At 55.7% G+C, this 22,934-nt stretch carries 21 protein-coding genes; 9 read left to right on the top strand and 12 right to left on the bottom strand.

From position 1 onward, the window contains the following. Positions 1–436: 436 nt before the first annotated feature. The 3 genes from NSS83_RS30380 to NSS83_RS30370 are packed head-to-tail and all read right to left on the bottom strand — an operon-like array spanning position 437 to position 2,574. On the bottom strand, positions 437–835 hold the full coding sequence (locus tag NSS83_RS30380) for an FxsA family protein (protein ID WP_036695825.1): 399 nt from the start codon (positions 833–835) through the stop codon (positions 437–439). Between the two features lie 29 nt (positions 836–864). Beyond that, positions 865–1,344, bottom strand: a complete 480-nt coding sequence (locus NSS83_RS30375) for a thioesterase family protein (RefSeq protein WP_341187959.1) — start codon at positions 1,342–1,344, stop codon at positions 865–867. A gap of 48 nt (positions 1,345–1,392) precedes the next feature. Beyond that, positions 1,393–2,574 (bottom strand): MFS transporter, encoded by a 1,182-nt coding sequence (locus NSS83_RS30370; protein WP_341187958.1) that lies wholly within the window; start codon positions 2,572–2,574, stop codon positions 1,393–1,395. A gap of 102 nt (positions 2,575–2,676) precedes the next feature. On the opposite strand from NSS83_RS30370, the gene NSS83_RS30365 reads away from it, so the two are divergent. After that, complete coding sequence (locus NSS83_RS30365) at positions 2,677–3,420, top strand: G1 family glutamic endopeptidase (protein ID WP_341187957.1); 744 nt, start codon at positions 2,677–2,679, stop codon at positions 3,418–3,420. A 171-nt stretch (positions 3,421–3,591) separates the two neighbouring features. On the opposite strand, the gene pyk is transcribed toward NSS83_RS30365, so the two are convergent. The 6 genes from pyk to NSS83_RS30335 form a co-directional block, all read right to left on the bottom strand. Continuing rightward, on the bottom strand, positions 3,592–5,016 hold the full coding sequence (gene pyk / locus NSS83_RS30360; RefSeq protein WP_036725599.1) for a pyruvate kinase: 1,425 nt from the start codon (positions 5,014–5,016) through the stop codon (positions 3,592–3,594). 375 nt (positions 5,017–5,391) lie between these two features. Continuing rightward, positions 5,392–6,393 carry an acetyl-CoA carboxylase carboxyltransferase subunit alpha gene (locus NSS83_RS30355; RefSeq protein WP_341187956.1) on the bottom strand — a complete coding sequence of 334 codons (1,002 nt, stop codon included), beginning with the start codon at positions 6,391–6,393 and terminating at the stop codon, positions 5,392–5,394. A gap of 1 nt (position 6,394) precedes the next feature. After that, complete coding sequence (gene accD, locus NSS83_RS30350) at positions 6,395–7,288, bottom strand: acetyl-CoA carboxylase, carboxyltransferase subunit beta (RefSeq protein WP_341187955.1); 894 nt, start codon at positions 7,286–7,288, stop codon at positions 6,395–6,397. Positions 7,289–7,372: 84 nt separating this feature from the next. Further along, the gene (locus NSS83_RS30345) at positions 7,373–7,561 is read right to left on the bottom strand and encodes a hypothetical protein (RefSeq protein WP_036700684.1); all 189 of its coding nucleotides are present in this window, start codon (positions 7,559–7,561) and stop codon (positions 7,373–7,375) included. Between the two features lie 147 nt (positions 7,562–7,708). Continuing rightward, entirely contained in the window at positions 7,709–8,209 is a 501-nt protein-coding gene (locus NSS83_RS30340) for a phosphatidylglycerophosphatase A (RefSeq protein WP_036700686.1), read from the bottom strand. A gap of 981 nt (positions 8,210–9,190) precedes the next feature. Beyond that, complete coding sequence (locus NSS83_RS30335; RefSeq protein WP_341187954.1) at positions 9,191–12,949, bottom strand: DNA polymerase III subunit alpha; 3,759 nt, start codon at positions 12,947–12,949, stop codon at positions 9,191–9,193. 144 nt (positions 12,950–13,093) lie between these two features. On the opposite strand from NSS83_RS30335, the gene NSS83_RS30330 reads away from it, so the two are divergent. From NSS83_RS30330 to NSS83_RS30320, 3 genes are all read left to right on the top strand, one after another. Continuing rightward, positions 13,094–13,414 (top strand): YtrH family sporulation protein, encoded by a 321-nt coding sequence (locus NSS83_RS30330; RefSeq protein ID WP_209993411.1) that lies wholly within the window; start codon positions 13,094–13,096, stop codon positions 13,412–13,414. Between the two features lie 22 nt (positions 13,415–13,436). Further along, entirely contained in the window at positions 13,437–13,940 is a 504-nt protein-coding gene (locus tag NSS83_RS30325) for a hypothetical protein (protein ID WP_341187953.1), read from the top strand. Positions 13,941–14,045: 105 nt separating this feature from the next. Next, positions 14,046–14,348 carry a YtpI family protein gene (locus tag NSS83_RS30320; RefSeq protein WP_076082940.1) on the top strand — a complete coding sequence of 101 codons (303 nt, stop codon included), beginning with the start codon at positions 14,046–14,048 and terminating at the stop codon, positions 14,346–14,348. 122 nt (positions 14,349–14,470) lie between these two features. On the opposite strand, the gene NSS83_RS30315 is transcribed toward NSS83_RS30320, so the two are convergent. Together NSS83_RS30315 and NSS83_RS30310 are read right to left on the bottom strand one after the other, a co-directional pair. Further along, positions 14,471–15,805: a DRTGG domain-containing protein gene (locus tag NSS83_RS30315; RefSeq protein ID WP_341187951.1), complete on the bottom strand. Its 1,335-nt coding sequence runs from the start codon at positions 15,803–15,805 to the stop codon at positions 14,471–14,473. A 229-nt stretch (positions 15,806–16,034) separates the two neighbouring features. After that, entirely contained in the window at positions 16,035–16,319 is a 285-nt protein-coding gene (locus NSS83_RS30310) for a hypothetical protein (protein ID WP_340755146.1), read from the bottom strand. A gap of 178 nt (positions 16,320–16,497) precedes the next feature. Between NSS83_RS30310 and NSS83_RS30305 the strand changes: the two genes are divergently transcribed. Then, positions 16,498–17,079, top strand: a complete 582-nt coding sequence (locus tag NSS83_RS30305; RefSeq protein WP_341187950.1) for a hypothetical protein — start codon at positions 16,498–16,500, stop codon at positions 17,077–17,079. A gap of 121 nt (positions 17,080–17,200) precedes the next feature. On the opposite strand, the gene NSS83_RS30300 is transcribed toward NSS83_RS30305, so the two are convergent. Next, on the bottom strand, positions 17,201–17,542 hold the full coding sequence (locus NSS83_RS30300) for a YlbF family regulator (protein WP_036691219.1): 342 nt from the start codon (positions 17,540–17,542) through the stop codon (positions 17,201–17,203). 351 nt (positions 17,543–17,893) lie between these two features. On the opposite strand from NSS83_RS30300, the gene NSS83_RS30295 reads away from it, so the two are divergent. Genes NSS83_RS30295 through NSS83_RS30280 form a run of 4 tightly spaced genes read left to right on the top strand, consistent with a single transcriptional unit; the run spans position 17,894 to position 22,933 of the window. Then, entirely contained in the window at positions 17,894–19,261 is a 1,368-nt protein-coding gene (locus NSS83_RS30295; protein WP_341187949.1) for a YheC/YheD family protein, read from the top strand. A gap of 10 nt (positions 19,262–19,271) precedes the next feature. Then, positions 19,272–20,450 carry a YheC/YheD family protein gene (locus NSS83_RS30290; RefSeq protein ID WP_341347147.1) on the top strand — a complete coding sequence of 393 codons (1,179 nt, stop codon included), beginning with the start codon at positions 19,272–19,274 and terminating at the stop codon, positions 20,448–20,450. Next, positions 20,451–21,824, top strand: coding sequence for a YheC/YheD family protein (locus tag NSS83_RS30285; RefSeq protein ID WP_341187947.1), 1,374 nt, complete (start codon positions 20,451–20,453; stop codon positions 21,822–21,824). Beyond that, positions 21,821–22,933, top strand: a complete 1,113-nt coding sequence (locus tag NSS83_RS30280; protein ID WP_341187946.1) for a YheC/YheD family protein — start codon at positions 21,821–21,823, stop codon at positions 22,931–22,933. The genes NSS83_RS30285 and NSS83_RS30280 overlap by 4 nt, the downstream gene beginning before the upstream one ends. The last annotated feature ends 1 nt before the right edge of the window (position 22,934 follow it).

Here is a 22,934-nt window from a genome sequence, read left to right as displayed (position 1 = left end):
TGCTAATCCCCGGTGCCTCCCCCGAAACTAGTTGGATAAACGTATCTAACTTTGGAGATTTCAGAGCTTTTTGGGGTAGCAGTTGGAAAAATGTCACTTAATTTTACGAATACCGCCTTTTGAAGAGAATCGCAGCCTAACAAGTGCTGTTTTTCCAACTAATACCTGAGGATACCTGATTCGCACATCAGCAAGTGTATAATTTCCAACTATCTCCGACTGAGCTGCCCCCTCCGCCCTCCCTCCCCCTGAACGCCAAATAACCCCACAAGATGGGGAGTTAGCTTTGATGTACACTCAGGTATTTTGCCACATATAAATTCCAAATTTCCAAAAAGGCATCCAGCCGCAGCAATCTGCAACTGAACACCTTTTGGCAAGCCTGATTACTTCCTTATTACCTGCCAGCAACCGCCAGCCTGCTCTCTCTCCCCGCCTACCTGCGGTAGAAGGTGAACGTGCCGTTTTTCATCTTTTTCTCGATCCATTTCAGCAGAAAAACCCGGTAGAGCGGCCGGGTCAGCGGAAATACCAGAGTAAAGCCGATCAGATCCGTGACAAATCCCGGCAGAATCAGCAGCAGACCGCCGAAGAAAATACATAAGCCGTCCAGCATGGTCCGACCGGGCACCCGCCCCTCCTGCATATGTGTTCTGCTGTCCTGCAGTACCTTCTTGCCCTCGAACCGCATCATTAGCAAACCGATGACTGAAGTAGCCAGCATGATCAGCAGTGTCTTGGGCGCTCCAAGAAAACTTGAGACATAGATGAAACCGAATAATTCCACGGCCGGGACTGCAAATAAGGCGGCCCACAGCCATTTATTCCTGATCATACTGCTCCTCCTTCTTCCTTACATTAACGCTATTCTTCTTCCTTCAGCGCAGCCAGGATGGCCTGGAACAGCTCAGGCTGTGCCCTGTCGATCCGCACAGGCCTCCATTCCCCGTTCAGCCAGACATGGCTCGTCGAGCCGCTGACCAGAAGCTCGCCTGCGGTCCGCTCCTGCCCTTCCTGACCCGCCGCCATCCGGCGGATTTCGTATTCATACACAACCCTCAGAGCCGAGAAGGTGGTTAACCGCGCATTCACGGTGATAAGATCATCATATCGCGCGGGGCTTTTAAATTGCAAATCTGCAGAGGTTACCGGGAGCAGCAGACCGAGTCCTTCCAGCATCCGGTAGTCAAAGCCCAGCTCACGGAACATTTCCGTACGGCCGCACTCAAACCAGATCAAATAATTGGCATGATAGACGACGCCCATCTGGTCGGTCTCCTGATAACGTACACGGATGGAGGTACTATGCCAGCGGCTGGCCCATCCAGGTTGATGAGGATTCATATTCATGCTCCTTTCTAAAATACAGTCTGCCCGGCAGCCAGCAGTCCGCTAAACGCCGACACCGCCGGATGCAGACGCAAGCGGCAGCTTGCGGCGCGAGCTGCGGGCAACATAGACCAGCAGGGCCGCGCCCGCAGCCGCACTAATCATGCAGGAGAGGTTCATCAGCCCGACCCCGCCCTGGTTCAGCAGCATCCCGTTCAGCAGATTGCCCAGAATCCCGGCTAACCCGGAGAATACGATGTTAAACACACTTTGCCCAGTCGCCTGCATCTCTGCCGAGGTAATCTTCGATACATATTCAACCGCCGCGATATAAAAGAACCCGAACGAGAGGCCATGAAGCACCTGTACGCCGATCATGACGGAAGGGTACGGAAAGGCCACCTGGATGCCCCAGCGCAGCACATAGATCAGCGCACCAAGCAGCAGCGTCCGCTCCATGCCGAGCCTGCGGATGACCCGGGAGGCGAAGAACATGGATGGAACATTGGTAATGGACGCCAGGAACAGGGCGATTCCCGCAGAGCTGGTGGACCCGCCGACCGACTGGAAGGCAATCACGAAATAGGTCCCGAAGGCCGTCATGGTCTGATTGACCAGAAAGCTCCCGCCCAGGAAGGCCAGGAATATACGGTTGCCGAGCAGTTTTTTGATCCCCTGGGAGAAGGACTGGCTCATCATGTGATTCTCCTCCGCCTGCTTAGGAAGGGTGAAGGCAATGAATACGGCGATGCTGTTGAGCAGCAGAAACGGCAGCCAGATGGTCGATACAGAGAACTTGGATACATACTGTCCCCCCGCAATGGCCCCTACGGCGGCGCCTATGCTCATCATCATGCGAATACTGCCGTAAGTGGCTCCAGCCCTGTTCGCAGCCGCTATGGCGTACGAGTCGGCTATAGGCGCCTGTGTAGAGGAGAAGATCGTGGACACGGTATACACCAGCATCAGCACAATGAAATATTCCGAACGGTACAGGACCGCAAGCACCGCCGGAACCGCCACGCTCAGAATCAGCACCAGCCGCGCCTGGTTATACCGGTCGGAGACCATTCCCCATAAAGGCTGCACACAGATGGCGATCAGCGTACCTATAGCCATCAGCAAGCCGATCTGGCTGACTTCAAGTCCGTTTGATTTCAGCAGCAGCGAGAGGTAGGAGCCGAAGGAGCCCCCGGCCAGTCCCAGAAACAGATAGAACCCGCGCAGCTTTGTTATTTTTTCCATGGGGATTACAAGTCCTCTCTCATTCTTTTTAACAGAATACCCAACCTTCATAGCCGCCTGCTGCATTAAATAGAGCACAACCTATTATGAGGCGGTGGACAAGTGGGCCAAGTCAATAGATTAGCACGGAGCAAACCCTGTCTGAAGGATAAACTCAATACGGGCAGAGCCGCCAGTTCCGGCTTCGGCTGGACATCAAGCAACTGGAGCGGTTATGCCATTTCCGGTAAAAAAGGCAGCTACCGGCAGATATCTGCCGACTGGATCGTCCCTTATGTAAAGCCTACGGAAAAAGCTACGTTCTCCTCGGCCTGGATCGGCATTGACGGCTTCAAGAACAGCAGCCTGATCCAGACCGGCACCGGCCATGAATCAGTGAACGGCAAAGTCAGGTATTATGCCTGGTGGGAGATTCTCCCCGCCTCCGAGACTGTCATTCCTTATCCCGTCTCCCCCGGCAACCATATGCGTGCTTCCATCGTCAAGCTGAGTCCCGGCAAATGGTGCATCACCCTGCGCAATCTCAGCAAATGCTGGGTATTCCGCACGGTGCAGCGCTATAACGGACCGCAAAGCTCTGCCGAATGGATTGTCGAAGCCCCCCAAGTGGGATTCGATATCGCTCCGCTGTCCAAGTTATCCACAGTCTGCTTCACCTGTTGCCAGGTCAATGGACGCAGCCCCAGACTAAAAGTCACAGACGGCGGCGTTATGATCCAGAATAAGAGGCTGCTGGCCGTGCCATCTCTCCCGCGCTCTTGCGGAAGCGCCTTTTCGGTCAGACGGATCTATCGTAAAAGTCCCCCTGCCGTGTATTCCAGGAACCCTATTTATACGACTCCCTGACATACAGTCCTGCTCCAAACACTCAGGTCCAATATATCCATTTGTATCCGTGAGATCAACCTGTATCTTAACATTCCGGAGAGTCCACTTATCAAAAAAAGAGCAGCGGCAATCAAGCGCCACTGCTCTTATTATTATATCTTATTCTTGCTGCAGAAGCTCTTCCAAATCCTAGTCGGCTGGAATCGTATCTACCTTCACCAGGTTAGTGGAACCGGAACGTCCAAGCGGGATACCTGCAGTGATGACTACAAGATCGCCGGCTTTAACCAGACCGGAAGCCTTACCGCCGTTAAGTGCTGTTTCCAGCAATTCGTCAGTAGAATGAGCTTCAGGACCGAATACAGGAGTTACGCCCCATACCAGCGCCAGTTGACGCATTGTTCTTTCCTGGGTAGTAACAGCAATGATCTGTGATTTAGGACGATATTTGGAAACCACGCGTGCAGTGTGGCCAGTTACAGTCGAAGAAATGATCGCTTTAGCATTCAGATCCAGAGCGGAGATCGCTACGGATTGGCTGATCGCTTCAGTTACAGTAGTTTCTTGAGCGATCTGCTGCTTCATGAAGATCTCACGGTGGTTCAGAGCAGATTCTGCTTTCTCAGCAATACGGGACATAGTCAGTACGGATTCTACCGGATATTTCCCGGCAGCAGTCTCACCGGACAGCATGATTGCATCGGTTCCGTCGAAGATTGCGTTCGCTACGTCACTTGCTTCAGCGCGGGTTGGGCGCGGGTTGCGCTGCATGGAATCCAGCATTTGGGTAGCTGTGATTACCGGTTTGCCGGCGATGTTACATTTCTGAATCATCAGCTTCTGAGCCAAAGGTACATCTTCAGCAGGGATTTCTACACCAAGATCGCCACGGGCAACCATCAGGCCGTCGGATACTGCCAGGATTTCATCCAGGTTATCGACACCTTCCTGGTTCTCGATCTTGGAGATGATCTGGATGTGGGAAGCATCATGCTTCGCAAGCAGTTCACGGATTTCCAGAACGTCGCTGGCTTTGCGTACGAAAGAAGCGGCAATAAAATCAATGTCCTGTCCGATCCCAAAAATGATATCATTGGTATCTTTTTCCGTAATACCCGGCAGGGAGATGGATACTCCCGGTACGTTAACACCCTTCTTGCTCTTGATCGTACCGCCGTTAACAATACGGGTCTTGATTTCGGTGCCTTGAATGTCGACAACTGTAAGGCCGATCAGGCCGTCGTCGATCAGGATCGTCGATCCTACTTGAACATCGTTAGGCAGGTTGTTGTAAGTGATGGAGATACGGTTATGATCGCCAAGGATCTCTTCCGTAGTCAATGTCAGATACTCATCCTGAACCAGTTCAATCGGTTCTACTTCCAGCTTGCCAGTACGAATCTCCGGTCCTTTGGTGTCGAGCAGGATGGCAACAGTCTTGCCAAGCTCCTTGGATGCTTGACGGATCGTGTTGATCCGGGCTCCGTGCTCATCAAAATCGCCGTGGGAGAAGTTCAGACGGGCCACATTCATACCAGCCAAAATCAATTTTTTGATATTCTCCAACGATTCACTTGCAGGTCCGATCGTACATACAATTTTACTTTTCCGCATTAGGTTTTCCTCCGTTTTTTCGTTCTCTCTGTCTCGCTTTTTCCAACTACAAAATCTACTATAAGGCTTGCTCTTTGTATAGGAACTTTATCACATGTAAAGACATGCACGTTTTATTGCGCCCTTATGAATATTACTGCATGTTGAACACAAAATCAATGTTAGTGCCTGTTTTTGCTGTAAATTAAAGTCGAATAATATAGGATGGCCGATAAAAGAAAAATCATCCCGCAGCAAGCACAGGATGATTAGAATGGGAATTATTGTATAACAGGTCTTGTCCCGTCCGCGGTCTGGAATAAGCTGGAATATGTTAAAAAGTGCAAACCCGGCGGTACCAGCCATGGGGCTCATCCCCCGGAGAATAGCCCCCGCTTACTCCACAATCTGCACTTCATCCTGATCGGAATCCTGCTCCAGCACCGACTCGGAAAACTCGCCGATTTTGCGGAATTTCAGGTAACGGTCTTCCTTCAGCGCAGCTGCATCCATGCCGGACAACTCCTGCAGGTGACGCCAGACTGTGTCCTTAACCGCCTCCGCCGCAGCTTCGTAATCCCGGTGCGCACCGCCTCTGGGCTCGGCAATAATCTCCTCGATGACTTCCATTTCCAGCAGATCGGTGGCCGTAATCTTCATGGCCTCCGCGGCCTGCTCCGCCTTGGTGGCATCCTTCCACAGAATCGACGCTGCACCGTTAGGGGAGATCGCTGAATAGATTGCATTCTCCAGCATCAGCACGCGGTTGCCCACGGCCATCGCTAAAGCTCCGCCGCTGCCGCCTTCGCCGATGATCACGCAGATGACCGGCACGGTCAACTGGGACATCTCGAACAAATTACGGGCAATCGCTTCCGATTGTCCGCGTTCCTCTGCGGTATTGCCGGGGTAAGCCCCCTTGGTATCGACAAAGGTGATGATCGGACGGCCGAACTTCTCCGCCTGCTTCATCAGCCTCAGCGACTTGCGGAAGCCCTCCGGATGGGCGCTGCCGAAGAAGCGCAGAATATTCTCCTTCGTATCCTTGCCGCGCTGCTGCCCGATAACGGTCACAGGCCGGCCGTTCAGCTTGGCGATTCCGCCGACTACCGCAAGATCGTCACCGTACAGGCGGTCACCATGCAGCTCGATAAAGTCCGTGAAGATAAGCCCGATCAGATCCAGCGAGGTCGGGCGTACGTGATGCCGGGCCAGATGCATCTTCTGGGCCGGGGATATATTGGAATAGATCTCATTCTCCAGCTCGCTGTAGCGCTCCTCAAGCCGGGCTACCTCATCGCTGAAATCAATGCCCTTCTCTTCACCGAACTGTTTGAGTTCGGCGATTTTTTTGCGCATTTCTACCAGAGGCATTTCAAAAGGCAACTCTCCTGCCAACCTAAAATCCCCCTTTCACATCATGCAGCTCCAGCAGCTTCGTGAGCGTGGAGCGCATTTCCTTACGGTGCACGACCAGATCCAGCTGACCGTGCTGCAGATTGAACTCTGCCGTCTGGAAATCCTCCGGCAGCTTCTGGCGGATCGTCTGCTCGATGACAATCCGTCCGGCAAAGCCGAATACCGCTCCGGGCTCGGCAATAATAATGTCGCCCAGGCTGGCAAAGCTCGCCGATACCCCGCCGGTGGTCGGATCAGTAATGACGGAGATATACAGCCCGCCTGCTTCACTGAACCGGGCCAGCGCGGCACTGGTCTTCGCCATCTGCATGAGACTGAGAATGCTTTCCTGCATTCTGGCCCCGCCGGAAGTGGAGAAGATCAGCATCGGCAGTTTCCGCTCTGTCGCTTCTTCCACCGCTCTTGTAATTTTCTCACCAACCACAGATCCCATGCTGCCGGTGAAGAACTCAAAGTTCATCACGGCTACAATCACCGGATGTCCGCCGATGCTGCCCTGGCCGGTGATTACAGCCTCAACCTGTCCGGTTTTGGACTGCTGCTGCTCCAGCTTGGAGGCATAGCCGGGGAACTTCAGAGGATCAATGGACGCCATCTCGCTGTCGAACTCAATGAACCCTTCCGGATCAAGAATCATTGCAATCCGTTCGGTAGCATTCAGGCGCATATGATAGCCGCAGGACGGGCATACTTTCAAATTCTTCTCCAGTTCCTTGCTGTACTGGATCGTTCCGCATTTGGCGCACTTGCTCATTAGACCTTCGGGAATCTCCCGCTTAGGGCGCTCGCCTTCTGCCGGTCCGCCGCTTCGCTCCAGACGTTCTGAAGGAATAGTCGCGTACTTCCGTTTTTTCTGAAATAAATCTTTGAACAAGGGTCGCACCTCTTCAGCCGTTTATTTGCGTAAATAGCAGCTTGCCGCTGTCATGAATGCTCTTGAATCTCTACGCCATACTCTTCAGGGATGCAGGATCAGATTGAGGACCTCCTGCACTTCTTCAAGCTCTCCCGAAGGAACCAGAATCTCAAACTGCTGCTTGGACATATTGATGGGACGGCATTTAATCAGAAATCCTTCTTCCGTAAGCTTCCTCTGGATCATCTCCGCCACTTTGGCGGTCGGCGCTATATAGATTACCGTCCACATGCCCTGCAAGGCCTCCCTAATCTCGAATCCAGCCGTATCCTGAATATAATGAAATTATGATAACACAGTTTTCTTTTTTCCCGCAAGCAAACCCGGCAGGAAGGATTCAGGCCCGGGAGGCCGGTCGCAGCGCATCAGGAGCAGCCGTTATTCGGTCCCGGTCACATGGGGATATACCTTCGCACCCTCATGCCCGTGGGCGATGCGGGCTGAAGCAGCAGCCGCAATTCCGGCCACAAGATCATCCAGAAATACATGAATGCTCCCCTTATCATCATTCAATTTGCCGATAATTCCAAGCTTTATTTTATCCAGGTAGCCGAAGCTGGTCAGGCCGATCATTCCATACACGCTCGTGATGCCCAGCGCCAGCGTCTCGTCCGCCCCGTAGAGCGATTCATCCGCTTCCATTACCGCCTGAAACGGCTGGGGCAGCAGCTTCTTCTCAGCCAACTCATCCAGCGCAATCCCGGTCATTAGCGTATACTGGACCTCTCTTTTGTTCAGGACCGACTTGACGCTGCTCAGGCACTCCTCCTGCGTTAAGCTGGGATAATAGACCGATTGCAGGATATAGACGATCTCCGCGATCGAGTCCAGTGATACTCCCCGGCGCTCCAGCAGCTCCTCCGCCATTTGATAGGACATGATGTCATTCCCCTTCCGCACGGGGCAATGCCCCGCTATGATTTAGCTGAACTTGAGAGTGAAGCCTGACAGATTCATAACTTCACTCTATTGGTTCCCTAATGTATGCGGAAGAGGGGACAAATGTGCTAAAAAAATCAGTGTATCTCAGCGGATGCCCGTAAAAGATGCATTTGTGCAGCATCAGAATTAACTGGTTAGAAACTCTTTAACCAGCTGCCATGCTGAGGGTTTGCCATGGCGCGATTATGGCGCTGGGTATGCTCAATTGCATTCCGTACAAATAAATCGCTTGATTTACTGCCGACCATCCATTTAGCTGCAATTGATACAATTAAACAGCCTCTATATGCGGGTTCTTACCTATTCGGGCGGATTTAGTTGTACAAACGAAACCCTATCACCCCCAAAAATCTAACGGACCGAAGAGACCTTATTCCCACGATAACGCCCCCCTATGCAGGGTAACGGACTCAGACGACCTTATCATCTTTCTGCGAGACGTTTTGGAGCTGAATTGCAGGGGATAAGGTCCTTACGGTCCGTTAATCGCCCAAATGACGACTTCCTTCCCGCATAAGAGCACCTCAGTCCGTTACGCTAAGCCAAACGCCCCTAAAGAACAAACCTCGCATGGAAAAGATGTAAATTGAAGGGGAATTGTTTCTGCTCCACTAATTTAAATCCGATGAGGTTCTAGTAGCGCATCAGATTAGAAATAGCGGGTCGGCATGATGAGGCTTGAACGACTAAAAGAGTGAAGGTAATCAGGCCCTTTGTATGCGAAAAACCGAATACATTTCGATGGCGTGATGGTAATCGAGCAGAATGTATGTCAAAAACCGAACACATTTCGATGGCGTGAAGGTAATCAGGCGCAATGTATGCCAAAAACCGAACACAATTGTAGGTGGTATCGTTTTACTAATCCAACCCATTCAAATTAAAATCTGACGCTGCACCAGGCTAGACGGGCTGCTCCTATCGGAGGCGGACGGTTCCGGCACCCAGCATCTCTTCAATGGCGGCGAACAGCTCCTCCGAGGGCTCGATCCGGTAGCTGTCGCTCAGCGCAAGCACCTTCTGGTTGCGCTCGTAGAACAGCAGCGTCGCTGCGGGTCCCGGATGGGTCTGCAGCAGCGCCTGGAGGCGCGGCAGCAGACCCTTCAGCTCAGCGCCCGGCGTGATCTTGATGAAGACACGCTGGGCGCCGGGCGCTGAGCCTGCGAAGCGCTCAGCGGCTGGGTCCTGCCCCGTGCGCAGCGGGGCAGGGCTGCCCGGCCGCGCGTCGGACGCGGCCGTGGCCTTGGGCGCGGCCTGCGCAGCGGCCGCGGAAGCGCGCGCACCGGGCGGCTGTGCCGCCGGTGTGCGCGTGCCCGGTGCAGCGGCGCCGCCAGCTGCACCGCCGGGCCGGGCGCCGGGGCCACCGGCGCCCGTGCGGGCTGCAGGAGCGGCCGCAGGCGCTCCTGCGGGGGCACTGCGGCCCGCGCCGTAGGCGGGCCGGGACCCGGCGCTGCGGCGCTGCAGCAGGCCGCGCACGCTGTCCGAGGTGAGCGGAGCTACCTCCTCGGCCAGCAGCTTGAAGCCCTCGTCCTCCTGCTGCACCTTGGCGCGCAGGGCCAGCAATGCGCCCTTCTCAATCAGGGCGCGGGTGCGTTTCCACACCTCCGGGAAGAGTACGACCTCGCAGCGCTCGATCTGGTCTTCCCATTCCACAAAAGCCATCGCCTTACCAGCTTTGGTCGTGATCTCCTTCAGCGACACGACCATACCGGCCGTCACGGTCATGCTCTCATCCGCTGCTTCGCCAAGATCCATCAGCTTCTGTATCCCCGGCTCCTCAAGCAGCCCCGCATGGTCATCCAGCGGATGGCCGGAGAGATAGAGCCCGAGCAGCTCACGCTCCAGCTCCAGCTGCTGGGTTCCGCTGAACCTCGGAATATCGGGGTAGCGGATCTCCCAGTTCGGCGTCTCGATCAGGTCATCGAACAGCTGGATCTGCAGCTCATCGCGCTCCTTGCGCCATTTGGCTGCCGCATCCACCGTCTCATCCAGCATCGCCAGCAGCTGCGCCCGGTGTCCAGGCAGCGCATCGAAGGCGCCGGTCTGCAGCAGGGATTCGATCACGCGTTTGTTGCAGACCCGCAGATCGACCCGGCGGCAGAAATCGAGCAGGCTGTCGAACGGCCGCTCCTTACGGACGGCCATAATGTTCTCCACAGCCTGTGTGCCGACATTCTTCACCGCAGCCAGCCCGAAGCGGATGTGTCCGCGCCCTTCGCCGGGTACCGGAGTGAACAGCACCCCGCTCTCGTTGACATCCGGCGGCAGGACGCCAATCCCGGACCGGCGGCATTCCAGGACATATTCCGCCACCTTGCGGTGGCTCCCCATCACAGCAGTCAGCATAGCGGCCATGAACTGCACCGGATAATGCGCCTTGAGATAAGCGGTCTGGAAGGCCAGCACCCCGTAAGCGGCAGCATGCGCGCGCGGGAAGCCGTAGTTGGCGAACCGCACGATCATATCATAGACCGCATGGGCATCCGCTTCGCTGTAGCCCTGCTTCAGACTGCCCTCCACGAAGTGGCTGCGCTCCTGGTCTAGTGTCTCCCGCTTCTTCTTGGACACCGCACGGCGGAGCAGGTCCGCTTCGCCCAGCGAGAAGCCCGCCATCAGCGAGGCAATCTGCATAATCTGCTCCTGGTAGACAATAATGCCGTACGTATCGGCCAGAATCGGCTGCAAATCCGCATGCGGATAGACAACCTCGAACTCCCCATGCTTGCCCCCGATGAATTTCGGGATGAATTCCATCGGACCCGGGCGGTACAGCGCCACCACCGAGACAATATCCTCGAACCCGCTCGGCTTCAGATCCTTCAGCACCCGCCGCACGCCTGCAGATTCCAGCTGGAATACGCCGGTGGTCTCGCCTGCTCCCAGCATCTCATAGGTGAGCGGATCGTGATCCGGGATGATGCGGAAATCCGGCACGCTCCCGGTCATCTCCTTCACCCATTTCATGCAGCGTTCAATAATCGACAAGGTCCGCAGGCCGAGGAAGTCCATCTTAAGCAGCCCAACGCTCTCCAGATGCTCCATGGAGTACTGGGTGAGCGCCGTGCTCTCATTGCCCGCCTGGAGCGGAACAGCATCGGTCAGCGGACCCTTGGAGATGACTACGCCAGCCGCATGCGTCGAAGCATGGCGCGGCATGCCCTCCACCTTCATCGCCGTATCCAGCAGCACTCTGGTCTTCGGATTCGTCTCATACAGCGCCTTAAGCTCAGGCGTGCCCTCCAGCGCCCGGCTGATGCTGATGCCGAGCTGGCCCGGAATCAGCTTCGCCGCCTTGTCCACCTCGTTATACGGCAGATTCAGCGCCCGGCCCACATCACGGACAGCAGCCCTCGCCGCCATCGTACCGAAGGTGATGATCTGCGCTACATGCTCCTTGCCATACTTGTCTACCACATAGGCAATGACCTCATCGCGGCGTTCGTCGCTGAAGTCGATATCAATATCGGGCATCGTGATCCGCTCAGGGTTCAGGAACCGCTCGAACAGCAGATTATATTTCAGCGGGTCCACATCGGTAATCTTCAGCGTGTACGCGGTGAGACTTCCTGCGGAGGAACCGCGGCCCGGACCGGTAACAATACCGCTGCGGTGACAAAAAGCGATAAAATCCCACACGATCAGGAAGTAATCGCTGAACCCCATGCTCTCAATAACTCCCAGCTCATAGTCGAGCCGCTTCTCAGCCGTCTCCTTCTGCTCCGGCGATTCCCAGAGCGGAGTATCCGCATAGCGCTGCTCCAGCCCGCTGCGGCACAGCTCGCGCAGATAAGCAGCGGCATCCAGCCCTTCCGGCAGAGGCGAGAATTCCGGGAGAATATGATTGCCGAACGTCAGCTCCAGATTGCACGCTTCAGCGATCCGCTGCGTGTTCTCTATCGCCTGCGGCACATGCGGAAACAGCGCAGCCATCTGCTCCCCGCTTTTGAAGAACAGCTGGTCTGTCCCGATCTTCAGCCGGTCCTCATCGTCCACGGATTTGCCTGTGCCGATGCAGATCAGCACATCCTGAACCTCGGCATCCTCCTTGTCCATATAGTGGACATCATTGGTTGCTACCAGTGGAATGTCCAGCTCTTCAGCAAGCGCAATCAGCTGCGGATTCACCCGCTTCTGCTCGGCAATCCCGTGATCCTGCAGTTCCAGATAGAAGTCGCTTCCAAAAATCTCCTTATACCGCAGCGCCGCCTTGCGCGCCTCCTCCTCCCGGCCGTGCAGCAGATGCTGCGGCACTTCACCGCCCAGACAGGCACTTAGACAGATAATGCCCTCGGCATAGGCTGCCAGCGCCTCCATATCGATACGCGGCTTATAATGCTGGCCCTCCAGATGGCCGATGGAGATCAGCTTCATCAGATTCTGGTAGCCGGTCATATTCTTCGCCAGCAGAATCAGGTGATAAATCGGCTGATCCTTGCGGCTTCCCCGCTCACGGCGCGAGCCTGCGGTCAAATAAGCCTCACAGCCGATAATCGGCTTGATTCCCTGCGCCTGGCAGGCTTTATAGAAAGGGATGGCCCCGTACATCACACCATGATCTGTCAGCGCCAGCGATGTCATGCCGTATTCGCCGGCCCGGCGCACGAGATCTGTAATGCGCGCCGCCCCGTCCAGTAAACTGTATTCGCTGTGCACATGCAAATGCACGAATGGGCTCATATTCCCCACTTCCCTTCAGCTCCAAATCAAAACATAAGATGAAACTATTTTATCATATTAGAGGGGGAACCGCCCATAGAATGGATTAAGAGCATATGGACAGGCAAAAGCAGGCCGCCGCCTGATCTAAGGAAGGAGCTTTTCATGGATATTTTCTTAAGCAAGGCCGTCCTCGACTTCTTCATCGCGTTCGGTATAGTGCTGGGCGGAGCGATGCTGGGCGGAATCGGAGCCGTCGTCTCTCTTCAGCCGCCAACCGACACCATGCTGGAAATCGCAGACCGGATTAAGATATGGGCCCTCGCTGCCGCCGTAGGCGGAACCATCGACCCGATGCGGGTCATTGAGAGCAATATGCTGGGAGGCAATCTCTCTCCGGCGATCAAGCAGATTCTCTATCTGGTGTTCGCCTTCCTGGGCGCTCATATGGGCAGCGAGCTGGTCAAGTGGGTATGCGGCAAGTAGAAGCGAAGGGGTGAAAAGAGACATGCGACTTCCGCCGTTTGACCGCTACCGCCGTTTCTCGCAGATTGCTGCTGTGTTTGTGCTGGGGATGATTGTAGGAGCCGCTCTGTACAACACCATTTATCATATGGGCTATAACATGCTCTGGGTCAATAACCAGGCCCTAAGGCTGGAGATTGAACAGAACCGGAAAGACATTCTGACGCTCAAAAAATACAACAACACCTCCACCGTCATCCGTGAGATTAAGGTGCGTACCGAGAGCAGCAAGGTCAAGGACAGTGCGGCGGCACTGGACCCGGTGACAGCCAAGGAGGTCCTCAGCAAGCTGGCGGGCGATCTGGAGCCGCTGCGCGGGCGCAGCATGTTCGATATCGATTCCGACGGCAAGCTGGCGCGCCTCTTGCTGGACAGCAAAATCTATCTGGCCCGCGAGAAGGAATACACCGTCAAAATCCGCACCATGCTGGTGATGGAGGGCGTGCTGCAAATCTGGGTGGAAATCAGTCCGTATAAGCGCAGCTGAGCCGCAAATCATGATACAATAGTGGACAAATCACAATCACAGGATACAGAGTGCCCGGCTGAGGCCATGCTGACTGACGGGTCTTCCACAAAGGAGCTGCCGTTCATGATTATGTTCATTAAGTATCTGCTGTTTGCCCTGCTGGTTATCTTCATGGTATGCGCCGCCGCGTATAGCATCTCTTCCCGCAGAACTGCCGACCCGCTTATCCAAGGCACCAGACGCTCGATCATGAATATGCTGCTGGGCGGAATGCTGGTCACGCTTTCATTAATGTCGATGTTCATCTTCCGCGGCTCGACGCTTAATGTGGTCATTGAGGCTGCTTTTCTGCTGCTGGGCCTGTTCAATATCTTCTCCGGACTGCGCAGCTTCAGTTACTATAGCCGGATGCGCAGCGGAAGCTGAGGGTTCAGCCGCCGCCAGCACAAATAGACCAGTTGCCCCTCCTGATCGCCTGCAGGACAGCCCTGGTCTATTTAATATTTTGCCGAAAATGAATCTTCGTTCATCGTCACTCGCTATTCCCGTTACCCATGGTCAATCGACTGCAGCATCAGAACAGCCTTGGCTACAATGGTATCCATATAGCTGATCTCGATCTCCAGCTTGCAGGTGCGGCGGCTGATCTCCAGCAGCTTCGGCATGACGGTGATGGAATGCTCAATCTGTACCGGACGGATGAAATAGGTGGACATATTGTCCAGTACGTAGTCGTTCCCGGTGATGTCCTTGGCTGCTTTGAAGGCGGACAGAGTCATTAGGGTGGACAGAACCCCTTCCGAGATCGTTCCCAGATCGGTCGCCATCTGCGGGGTAATGAAGCCGTGGAAGAACAGCCTGCCCTCCTCATCCCGCTCATCCGCGAACCCGTTCCAGATCAGATGATCGAACGTCTCTCCCAGCTGCGGCTGATTGCTGGCGTCGCGCAGGCTCTGCAGTACTTCACGCCGGGTGACCGATCCTACCAGCTTGCGGTTGCGGTCCACAATGGGCAGAAAATCGATCCCCTCCCACATCATAATCTGTGCCGCCGAAGCCAGCGAGGTCTGGAGTGCCGCGGTGACCGGACTGCGCACCATCGCCTTTTCAATAATTTGCCCTTCGCTGAGATCCTCCACATCACGCCGGCCTATTATCCCGATGACCCGGTTCCACTCATCCGTGACCGGGAACCGCTGCTCGCCGCTGGCCTGCGCCAGTTCGCGCAGCTCTCCTACGGTGCTGGAGATTTTGAGCGTGTTCAGCCGCAGCTTGCCCTCCACGATATCCTCGACCAGCATAATCTTCTTCTTGATCAGCCGGTCAAAGATCGCACGGTTAATCATCGAAGCCACTGTAAATGTATCATGTCTGGACGAGATGACCGGCAGGTCCAGCTCATCGGCCAGCGCCTTAACCTCACGGCTGGTGCCGAAGCCCCCCGTTACAAGCACCCCGGCCCCCTGCTCCAGCGCAAGCGAGTGCACATCATCGCGGTTCCCGACGATCAGCAGGCTGTCGGCATCTATGTAGCGGATCATGGCATCGACCTTCATCGCACCGATCACATATTTATGAAGATGCTTGTTCAGACCCTCTGCTCCGCCAAGCACATGCCCCTCAACAATATCTACGACATCCCCGAAGGTGAGCTGCTCGGAAATATTACGCGGCTTCTTCTCCACCCGGACCGTGCCAATCCGTTCCTTGGTGATAACAATTCCGAGGTTCTCCGCTTCCTTCACCGCACGGTAAGCCGTGCCTTCGCTGACCCCCATCTCCTTCGCCAGCTTACGGACGGAGATCTTGGTCCCCACCTTCAGACTTTCAATGTGCTGCAGCAGTTGTTCATGCTTTGTGATGTTATCGCCTTGACCTTCCAACTGTTACACCCCCATACCCCGATCTGTACTATTCTGTACCCATTATACATGCTGTCCGCACCGGAGTACAGCAGGTTACACTGTATCTTTCAAAAGTTATGACAGCCGGGAATATATATATAACACCGGGTACTTACTCCCGGCAGGAGAGACACGCACAGGTAACCCCCGGTCCGCCGCAACGGCAAACAGGGGGTACTTTTTTTACACAGCTAACTCTATTCCTGAACTATGATCTCTGCGACACCCGGCCTTCTTCGTTCCACTTGCCCTGCCACTGAGCCAGCTTGGCCTTACGGACGGCATCCAGGCGCTTCTGCTTCTCTTCATCCACTCCGATAATGAAATGCAGATGCGAGGCAATGACCAGGAACGCGAAGACACACCAGACGATACCGAAGCCCAGCACCCAGCCGGAGCCATTCTGGAAAGACAGCTTCGGCAGCGCGTATAACAGCATGGCCAGGGCAATCAGCAGATACACGGAATGCTTGAATTTACTTTTCTTTCTCATTGCAGGACCGCTCCTTCGCTCAACAGGATTGTTAAAATGAATCTATATCTCTATTCTATGAACCTGCGGCCAGAAATATGAGACAAGCTGCGTAATTTTTCAGAAGGATGTTAGCGCCTTGTTAGCAGTTTCTATCCTGCATGGCTCGGGTATGAGATGATATATCGCAAAGGAGGGAATGACCTTGAATCCCATTTATAACCAGACCCGTTACATCGCCCGCAAAAAAATTTTCTCTGCGCTGGGCGGAAAGCTACATATCTTGGGTGATTCAGGGGAGCTGCTGCTGTTCTCGGAAATGAAAGCGTTCCGGCTGAGAGAGGACATTACGCTGTACCCCGACGAGACGATGGGGAGGGAGCTGCTGCGGATCAAAGCGCGCAAGATTCTTGATATCAGCTCAACCTATGATGTGTATGATATGGAGACCGGAGAAACAGTGGGCGCACTCCGCCGCAAAGGCCTGAAATCCCTCATCAAGGACGAATGGGCCATCCTGGACACGCAGGATAACGAGATCGGCACCATTAAGGAGGATAACGCCTTCCTCGCCTTACTGCGCCGTGCGGTTGCCATCCTTCCGCTGAAATATAACTTAGAGATCGGAGGAATGGTGATTCCTGCGTTCCGGTACAACTTCAACCCGTTTGTCACCAAAATCACTGCCGATTTCTCAAAGGACACCCATGGCAAGCTGGACCGCCGACTCGGGATGGCCGCTACTATTCTGCTGTGTCTGGTAGAGGGCAAGCAGGATTAACGGAATGTAGCTCGCAGTAATTATGGAGCGGCACACTAAAAAAAGGGGGATTCCAGAGCCGTATGGCCCTGAAATCACCCTTTTCCTGTATCAGAACACATCCCCGATGCGGTGCAGGTGCTTATTGAGCGCCGTACATTTGGGACAGGCTGTCTGTGATGATTTTGTTCACATCTTCGATGACCACACTAAGGCGGCGCTCTGCGTCGAACAGACGGCGGATGCCCAGGTTCAGGTTAAGCACCTCGAAGAGCTTCTCCATCTTCTCCATGTCCTCCTGCGGAGGCATGTCCCCGCTCATCATCCGCTGCTGCAGCTCAATCTGGCTCTGGCGGAAGTTGTCGAGCATCTGCTTGCTCTCCGGATCTGCTTCGATCACCTTCATTGCACTGGTAATATCCGATACCTCACTGCTGTCCTTAATAGCACGCGCTAATTCATGCGCCTTATCAATCACGTTCATTCTATTTCCTCCTCCAAATGATGTTCGTCTCTGCTTCGCTTCAAAAGCCCCGCCCGTTCAGCAGGCAGCGGTCTATGCCTGTCCAGCAGGCAGCCCCGGGGGCTGTCCGCGCCCAAATTTGGCAGTCGTGCAAGTTCCGCCCGGGCATGCCTACTTCCTTCTGTGCTCCCGCCCTCCGGTCCGGATGCGCCTGCCAGCCCCCTGGCTGCCGGCGATATTAATCCGCCCGGCACGGCTTTTTCGGGAATAGGTCAATCACCAAGGGTCAGATGTCTCCATATGATGAATGATATGTAACCCTCAAGATTCATATTGCCGGCACCATGCTTGCCTACCGGAAGGAGATTCACGATGTCTAAGCTAAAGATCCCGGTTCAAACGGTCCACTCGGGCATCCTGCAGGAAAATGCTGTAATGCTAGGCGACAAATCCATGAAGAGGCTCAAAATACCGGCGCACGGAACCATTCAGCTGAACTTCGGCTCTTTCCGGCAGGAGGTTACTGTAATTCCTGTCCCCAAATCCGACAGCCTGCGTGTAAGTGAGGCGCTCGGCCGGCGGCTTGGCTTAAGACAGCGCTTGACGCTTAACGCTTCCTACAGCACCGGCAGCCGCATTCTGCGTCTGGGGCCGATGATTGGCGTCCTGGTGAGCCGGGACCATCCCGAACAGCCTGAACGAGTCTTCGGCCAGATCACCATGTTCTGCCGGGAGCTGACCCATGCCTGCCACGCCCAAGGCGCCTATGTCTATTTCTTCACCCCGGAAGCGCTGGAATCACGCAGCACTACCATCCAGGGCTGGGTATACGATGAGGGCTGGCGGAAGCTGAGTCTTCCTGTTGCCGATGTGATCAACAATCGGCTGACCACGCGAAAGGTAGAGAATAAACCTAGCGTACAGCATTTTTTGGCAGATGTAAAATCCCGCTACGGAACCCACTTCTTCAACGAAAAGTTCCTAGACAAGACAGAGGTATTCGAGGCGCTGGCGCTGGACCCCGCCCTGCAGCGGTACTTGCCCGAATCGCATGCCCTGAACGGCTTCGCCATACTCAAAAAAATGTGCAGCAGCTACCCCAGCGTGTTCCTGAAGCCGGTACGCGGCAGCTTGGGCAAGGGCATTCTGCGCATTTCCAAGGAGGAAGGCGGCGGCTACCGGCTGCTGTCTACCACTCCGATGGGCACACGCAAGCAGAGCTATTCCAGTCTGGCGAAGCTATTTCAATCCATTGCCCCCAAGATGAAAACCACCCGCTTTCAGATCCAGCAGGGTCTCTCCCTGATGGAGCTTGGACGGCGGCCGGTCGATTTCCGGGCATTGGTGCAGAAGAACGGCACCGGCAAATGGGGCGTCACCTCCATTGTGGCCCGGACCGCCGGAAGTAATCATTTCGTCTCCAATCTTGCCCGCGGCGGTACGCTCAGTACGGTCAAGGAGGCCGTCGGCAAAAGCAGTCTTCCGGCCGGTGTCAAAGAAAGCACCCAGATTCAGCTGCCCAGAGCAGCGCTGGCCATTGCAAGAGGGGTTGAGACCTACATTCCCGCCCATTTCGGGGAGCTCGGCATCGACCTCGCACTTGACCAATCGGGCCGGATCTGGCTGCTGGAGGTCAACTCCAAGCCGTCCAAGAACGACAATACACCCCTGAATGACCAGAAAATCAGACCCTCAGTCAAACAAATGATTCTATACTGCCGCTATCTGGCCGGGTTATAAGGAGGACATCATGACCACAACAGCAATGGGGTTCCTTGGCATTATGACAGGCCGCCGCCACGGGATTCCTCCCATCGCAGAGCCGGAGTTCTGCAGTCATCTCTGCCGTGCGGCCCCGCTGTATGGGCTGAAGGTCCTTGTTTTTCATCCGGAGAGTGTAGCTGCAGACGGCTCCTCTATCCGCGGATATGAGTGGCAGAACGGACAATGGGAGCCTGTGCAGGCTCCTCCGCCCGACATTCTCTATAACCGCTGCTTCTACCGGACACCGGAGGAGAAACGGGCAGCCGCCGCTGCCCTGTCTGTATTGACCCGCTGTCTGCCCTGGTCCCGCGGGCTTCCTGATAAATGGGGAGTCTACGAGATTCTGCGGCGCAGCTCCGCTGCCGCCGCCCTGCTGCCGGAGACTGAGCTATACAGCAGCCGCGAAGCGCTTGGCAATATGTTAGCTGAAAGGGAATACGGCGTTTTCTTGAAGCCCCGGACCGGCTCCCACGGCAAGCGCACCCTGCACGCTGTTCTGCTCGGCAGACGCGAAGGCGGCGGAGTGAAGGTACGGGGCAGAGACCGGGATAACAAACCTTTTCAATATGTTTTCGGTACGCTGGACGAAGGTCTGGACTGGATCGGCCGCTTCATCGGCCAGCACCGCTATATCATACAGCCATACCTGCATCTCACCGGCAGCGGAGGACAGCCGTTCGATGTACGTGTGCTGATGCAGAAGAACGGCACCGGTGCCTGGACCCTGACCGGCATGGCCGTCCGGCTCGGCACCCGGGGATCACTGACCTCCAATCTGCACGGCGGAGGCACAGCCGTTCCCGCCCTCCCCTTCCTGCTGGACGAATACGGCGCGGGAGGAAGAGACCTGCTGGAGGAGCTGACCATGGCGTCTGCGCTCCTGCCTCCGCTGCTGGAAGAATCCTGCGGCAGACTCGGAGAGCTGGGCCTGGATTTTGGCATCGATGCCGGAGGGAGAATCTATCTGCTGGAAGCCAATTCCAAGCCAGGGCGCACGGTGTTCCGGCTGACGGGCGACCGCCGGGCTGCTAGACTCGCCGCCGAGAACCCGCTGCGCTATGCGCGCCATCTGCTGCTTACCGCAAGCAGCCATTACAAGCTGCCTCCCGGGCAGCTCCGTTCACACGGGAGAATGATATCTATGGTTCCAAAGGAGGATTCATAAATGGGTCTCACTTTTTGCAATGTACATTTCACCAAGCAGCCTGATCGAGTAGTATATGTCTCGGGTGAACTGATGAGAAGCCTGAAATTATCCGGCAAGAAAAATATCCGCCTGCGCCTCGGAAAAGATGCCATCCCGGCCACGATCAAGCCGATCAAGCGTGCCGGCAAGCATCTCTTCCTGGCCTCCGGGGTCAAAAGCGCCATCAAGGTCCCGAAGTCAGGCGGGGTCTACCTGCGCAATCTGCAGAATGACGAGGTGCAGATCGGACCGCTGGTCGGTGTGCTCTCAGACGGACCCGCCTCCGCTGCGCAGCCCTTCGGCTCCCGCACCGGCTTCATCAAGCAGCTGCTGCGCGAAGGGAGCAATAAATGCTACATCTTCGCCTTCATGCCGCGGGATATCGACTGGCAGCAGGAGCAGGTCAACGGATATTTCCTGACGGCAAGCGGCCGCTTCGAGCGCAAGCTGGTGCCCCTGCCGGATGTCGTCTATAACCGCTTGCCCAGCCGCAGAGCCGAGACCTCACCTTACATTAACCAGTTGCGCGAGCGCTTCGGACGTAAGAAGATTCCGTACTTCAACTGGAGCTTCTTTAACAAATCGGATGTCTACCGGCTGCTGGAGAATGACGGGGCAGCGAACCGCTTCGTGCCTGAAACGCACAGTAACCCCAGCTCCGAACAAATGCGGGATATGCTGGACCGTCACCACTTCGTCTATTACAAACCTTCCGCCGGCAGCCTGGGACACGGCATCTACCGCCTGACCTATCTGCCGAAGAAAGGGTATTTCGCCCGGTACCGCAGGAGTGGCAAGAACGTGCTGCTGCGCTTCACCAGCTTCGACAGCCTGATGCGTATGCTGCGGGGACGCCACGGGCAGAGCATGCAGAACTATGTGGTCCAGCAGGGCATCCGCCTTATTGAGATTGACAACTGCCCGATAGATTTCCGCTTCCACATGCACAAGAACGGCAGCAATCAATGGGTCGTGGTCGGGATCGGTGCCAAAAAAGCCGGACGGGGCAGTGTCACCACCCATCTGAAGAACGGCGGAGCGCTACTGACCCCGCAGCAGGCCCTCGGCCGGGTGTTCGGGGCCAGATCAGATGAAGTGCTCCAGCGCGCCAAGACCACTGCCGTCAAGCTCGCAGAATCCCTCGAGATCCAGCACCGCCATCTGCTCGGCGAGATCGGGTTCGATCTCGGCATTGACCAGGATGAGGATATCTGGATGTTCGAGGCCAATGCCAAACCGGGACGCTCTATCTTCCGCCACCCCTCCCTGCGCGCTGAGGGCAAAGCTTCCATTGAGCACATCCTGGAGCATTGTCTGTATCTCAGCAAATTCCGCAGGAGGGATGACTTGTGAACAGCCGGATACCCGATCCCAGCAAGCCCGTAATCGCCATTCTGACCACCAGTGACCGGCTTAAGCAGTTCCGCGGCAACCGCAATAACTTTCGCGACATTATCCGTACCGGCAGAGAAATGGGCTATATGGTCTATGTCGTCACAGTCCGTGACCTGAAGCTGAATGAACCGACCGTGACCGGCTACATTCCTTCCGCCAGCGGGAAGATCTGGTACGCCATTCCTGTTCCTCTGCCGCAGGTCATCTATAACCGGATTCCCAACCGCGAGGAGGAGGAGAAAGCACCGGTAGCGCGCAAAATCGCCGAGTGCCTGGAGCATCCCGAAATCTCGCTGTACAATCCGAGCTTCTTCAATAAGTGGAATCTCTTCGAGTGGCTCAAGGAATCCAAGGCCACCTCAAGGCATGTGCCTAAGACCCGCCGCCTGCGCAGCGCAGCGACCCTTACCGCGATGCTGAAGAATCACGAGAGCCTCTATCTCAAGCCGGAGAAGGGCAAGGCGGGCAAAGGCATCATGCGGCTGGGATACCGGCCGGACACTCTCCTTCCCTACCGGCTGCAGATTCAGAGCGGCAAAAAAAACACAACCTACAAAGCCGCGTCTGTCGAACGGCTGTGGGCCCGGATCGGCCGGGAAAAAGGGTCTTCCCGCTATATTGTCCAGCAAGCGATCGTGCTTGCCGGACACCGCGGCCGTCCCTTCGATCTGCGGGTGCTGTTGCAGAAGAACGGCCGGGGCGCCTGGGCGGTAACCGGCATCGGCGCCCGGCTGGCCGGAGCCCGCAGCATCACCACCCATGTGCCGCGCGGCGGCAGCATCGAAGACCCCTCCAGCATGCTGGAGGGAACCTTCGGGCCCGAGCAGGCAGAGGTTATCCTGAAGAATGTCTCTACGACGGCGCTGCTGGTTGCCCGGCAGATTGAGCGGGCTTCCTCCAGCATGCTGGGCGAGATGTCGATGGACCTCGGGGTCGATGAAGAAGGCGGAGTCTGGTTCTTTGAAGCCAATTCCCGCCCGATGAAATTCGATGAGCCGGCAATCCGCAAGCTGTCGCTCGAACGCATTTTCCAATACGGCAATCATCTGTCCCGCCAATCCAAATAAT

The sequence above is a fragment of the Paenibacillus sp. FSL H3-0469 genome (genome assembly GCF_038051945.1).
Classification (GTDB): domain Bacteria; phylum Bacillota; class Bacilli; order Paenibacillales; family Paenibacillaceae; genus Paenibacillus_AQ.
This window is presented reverse-complemented; position numbering and strand designations above follow the sequence as displayed.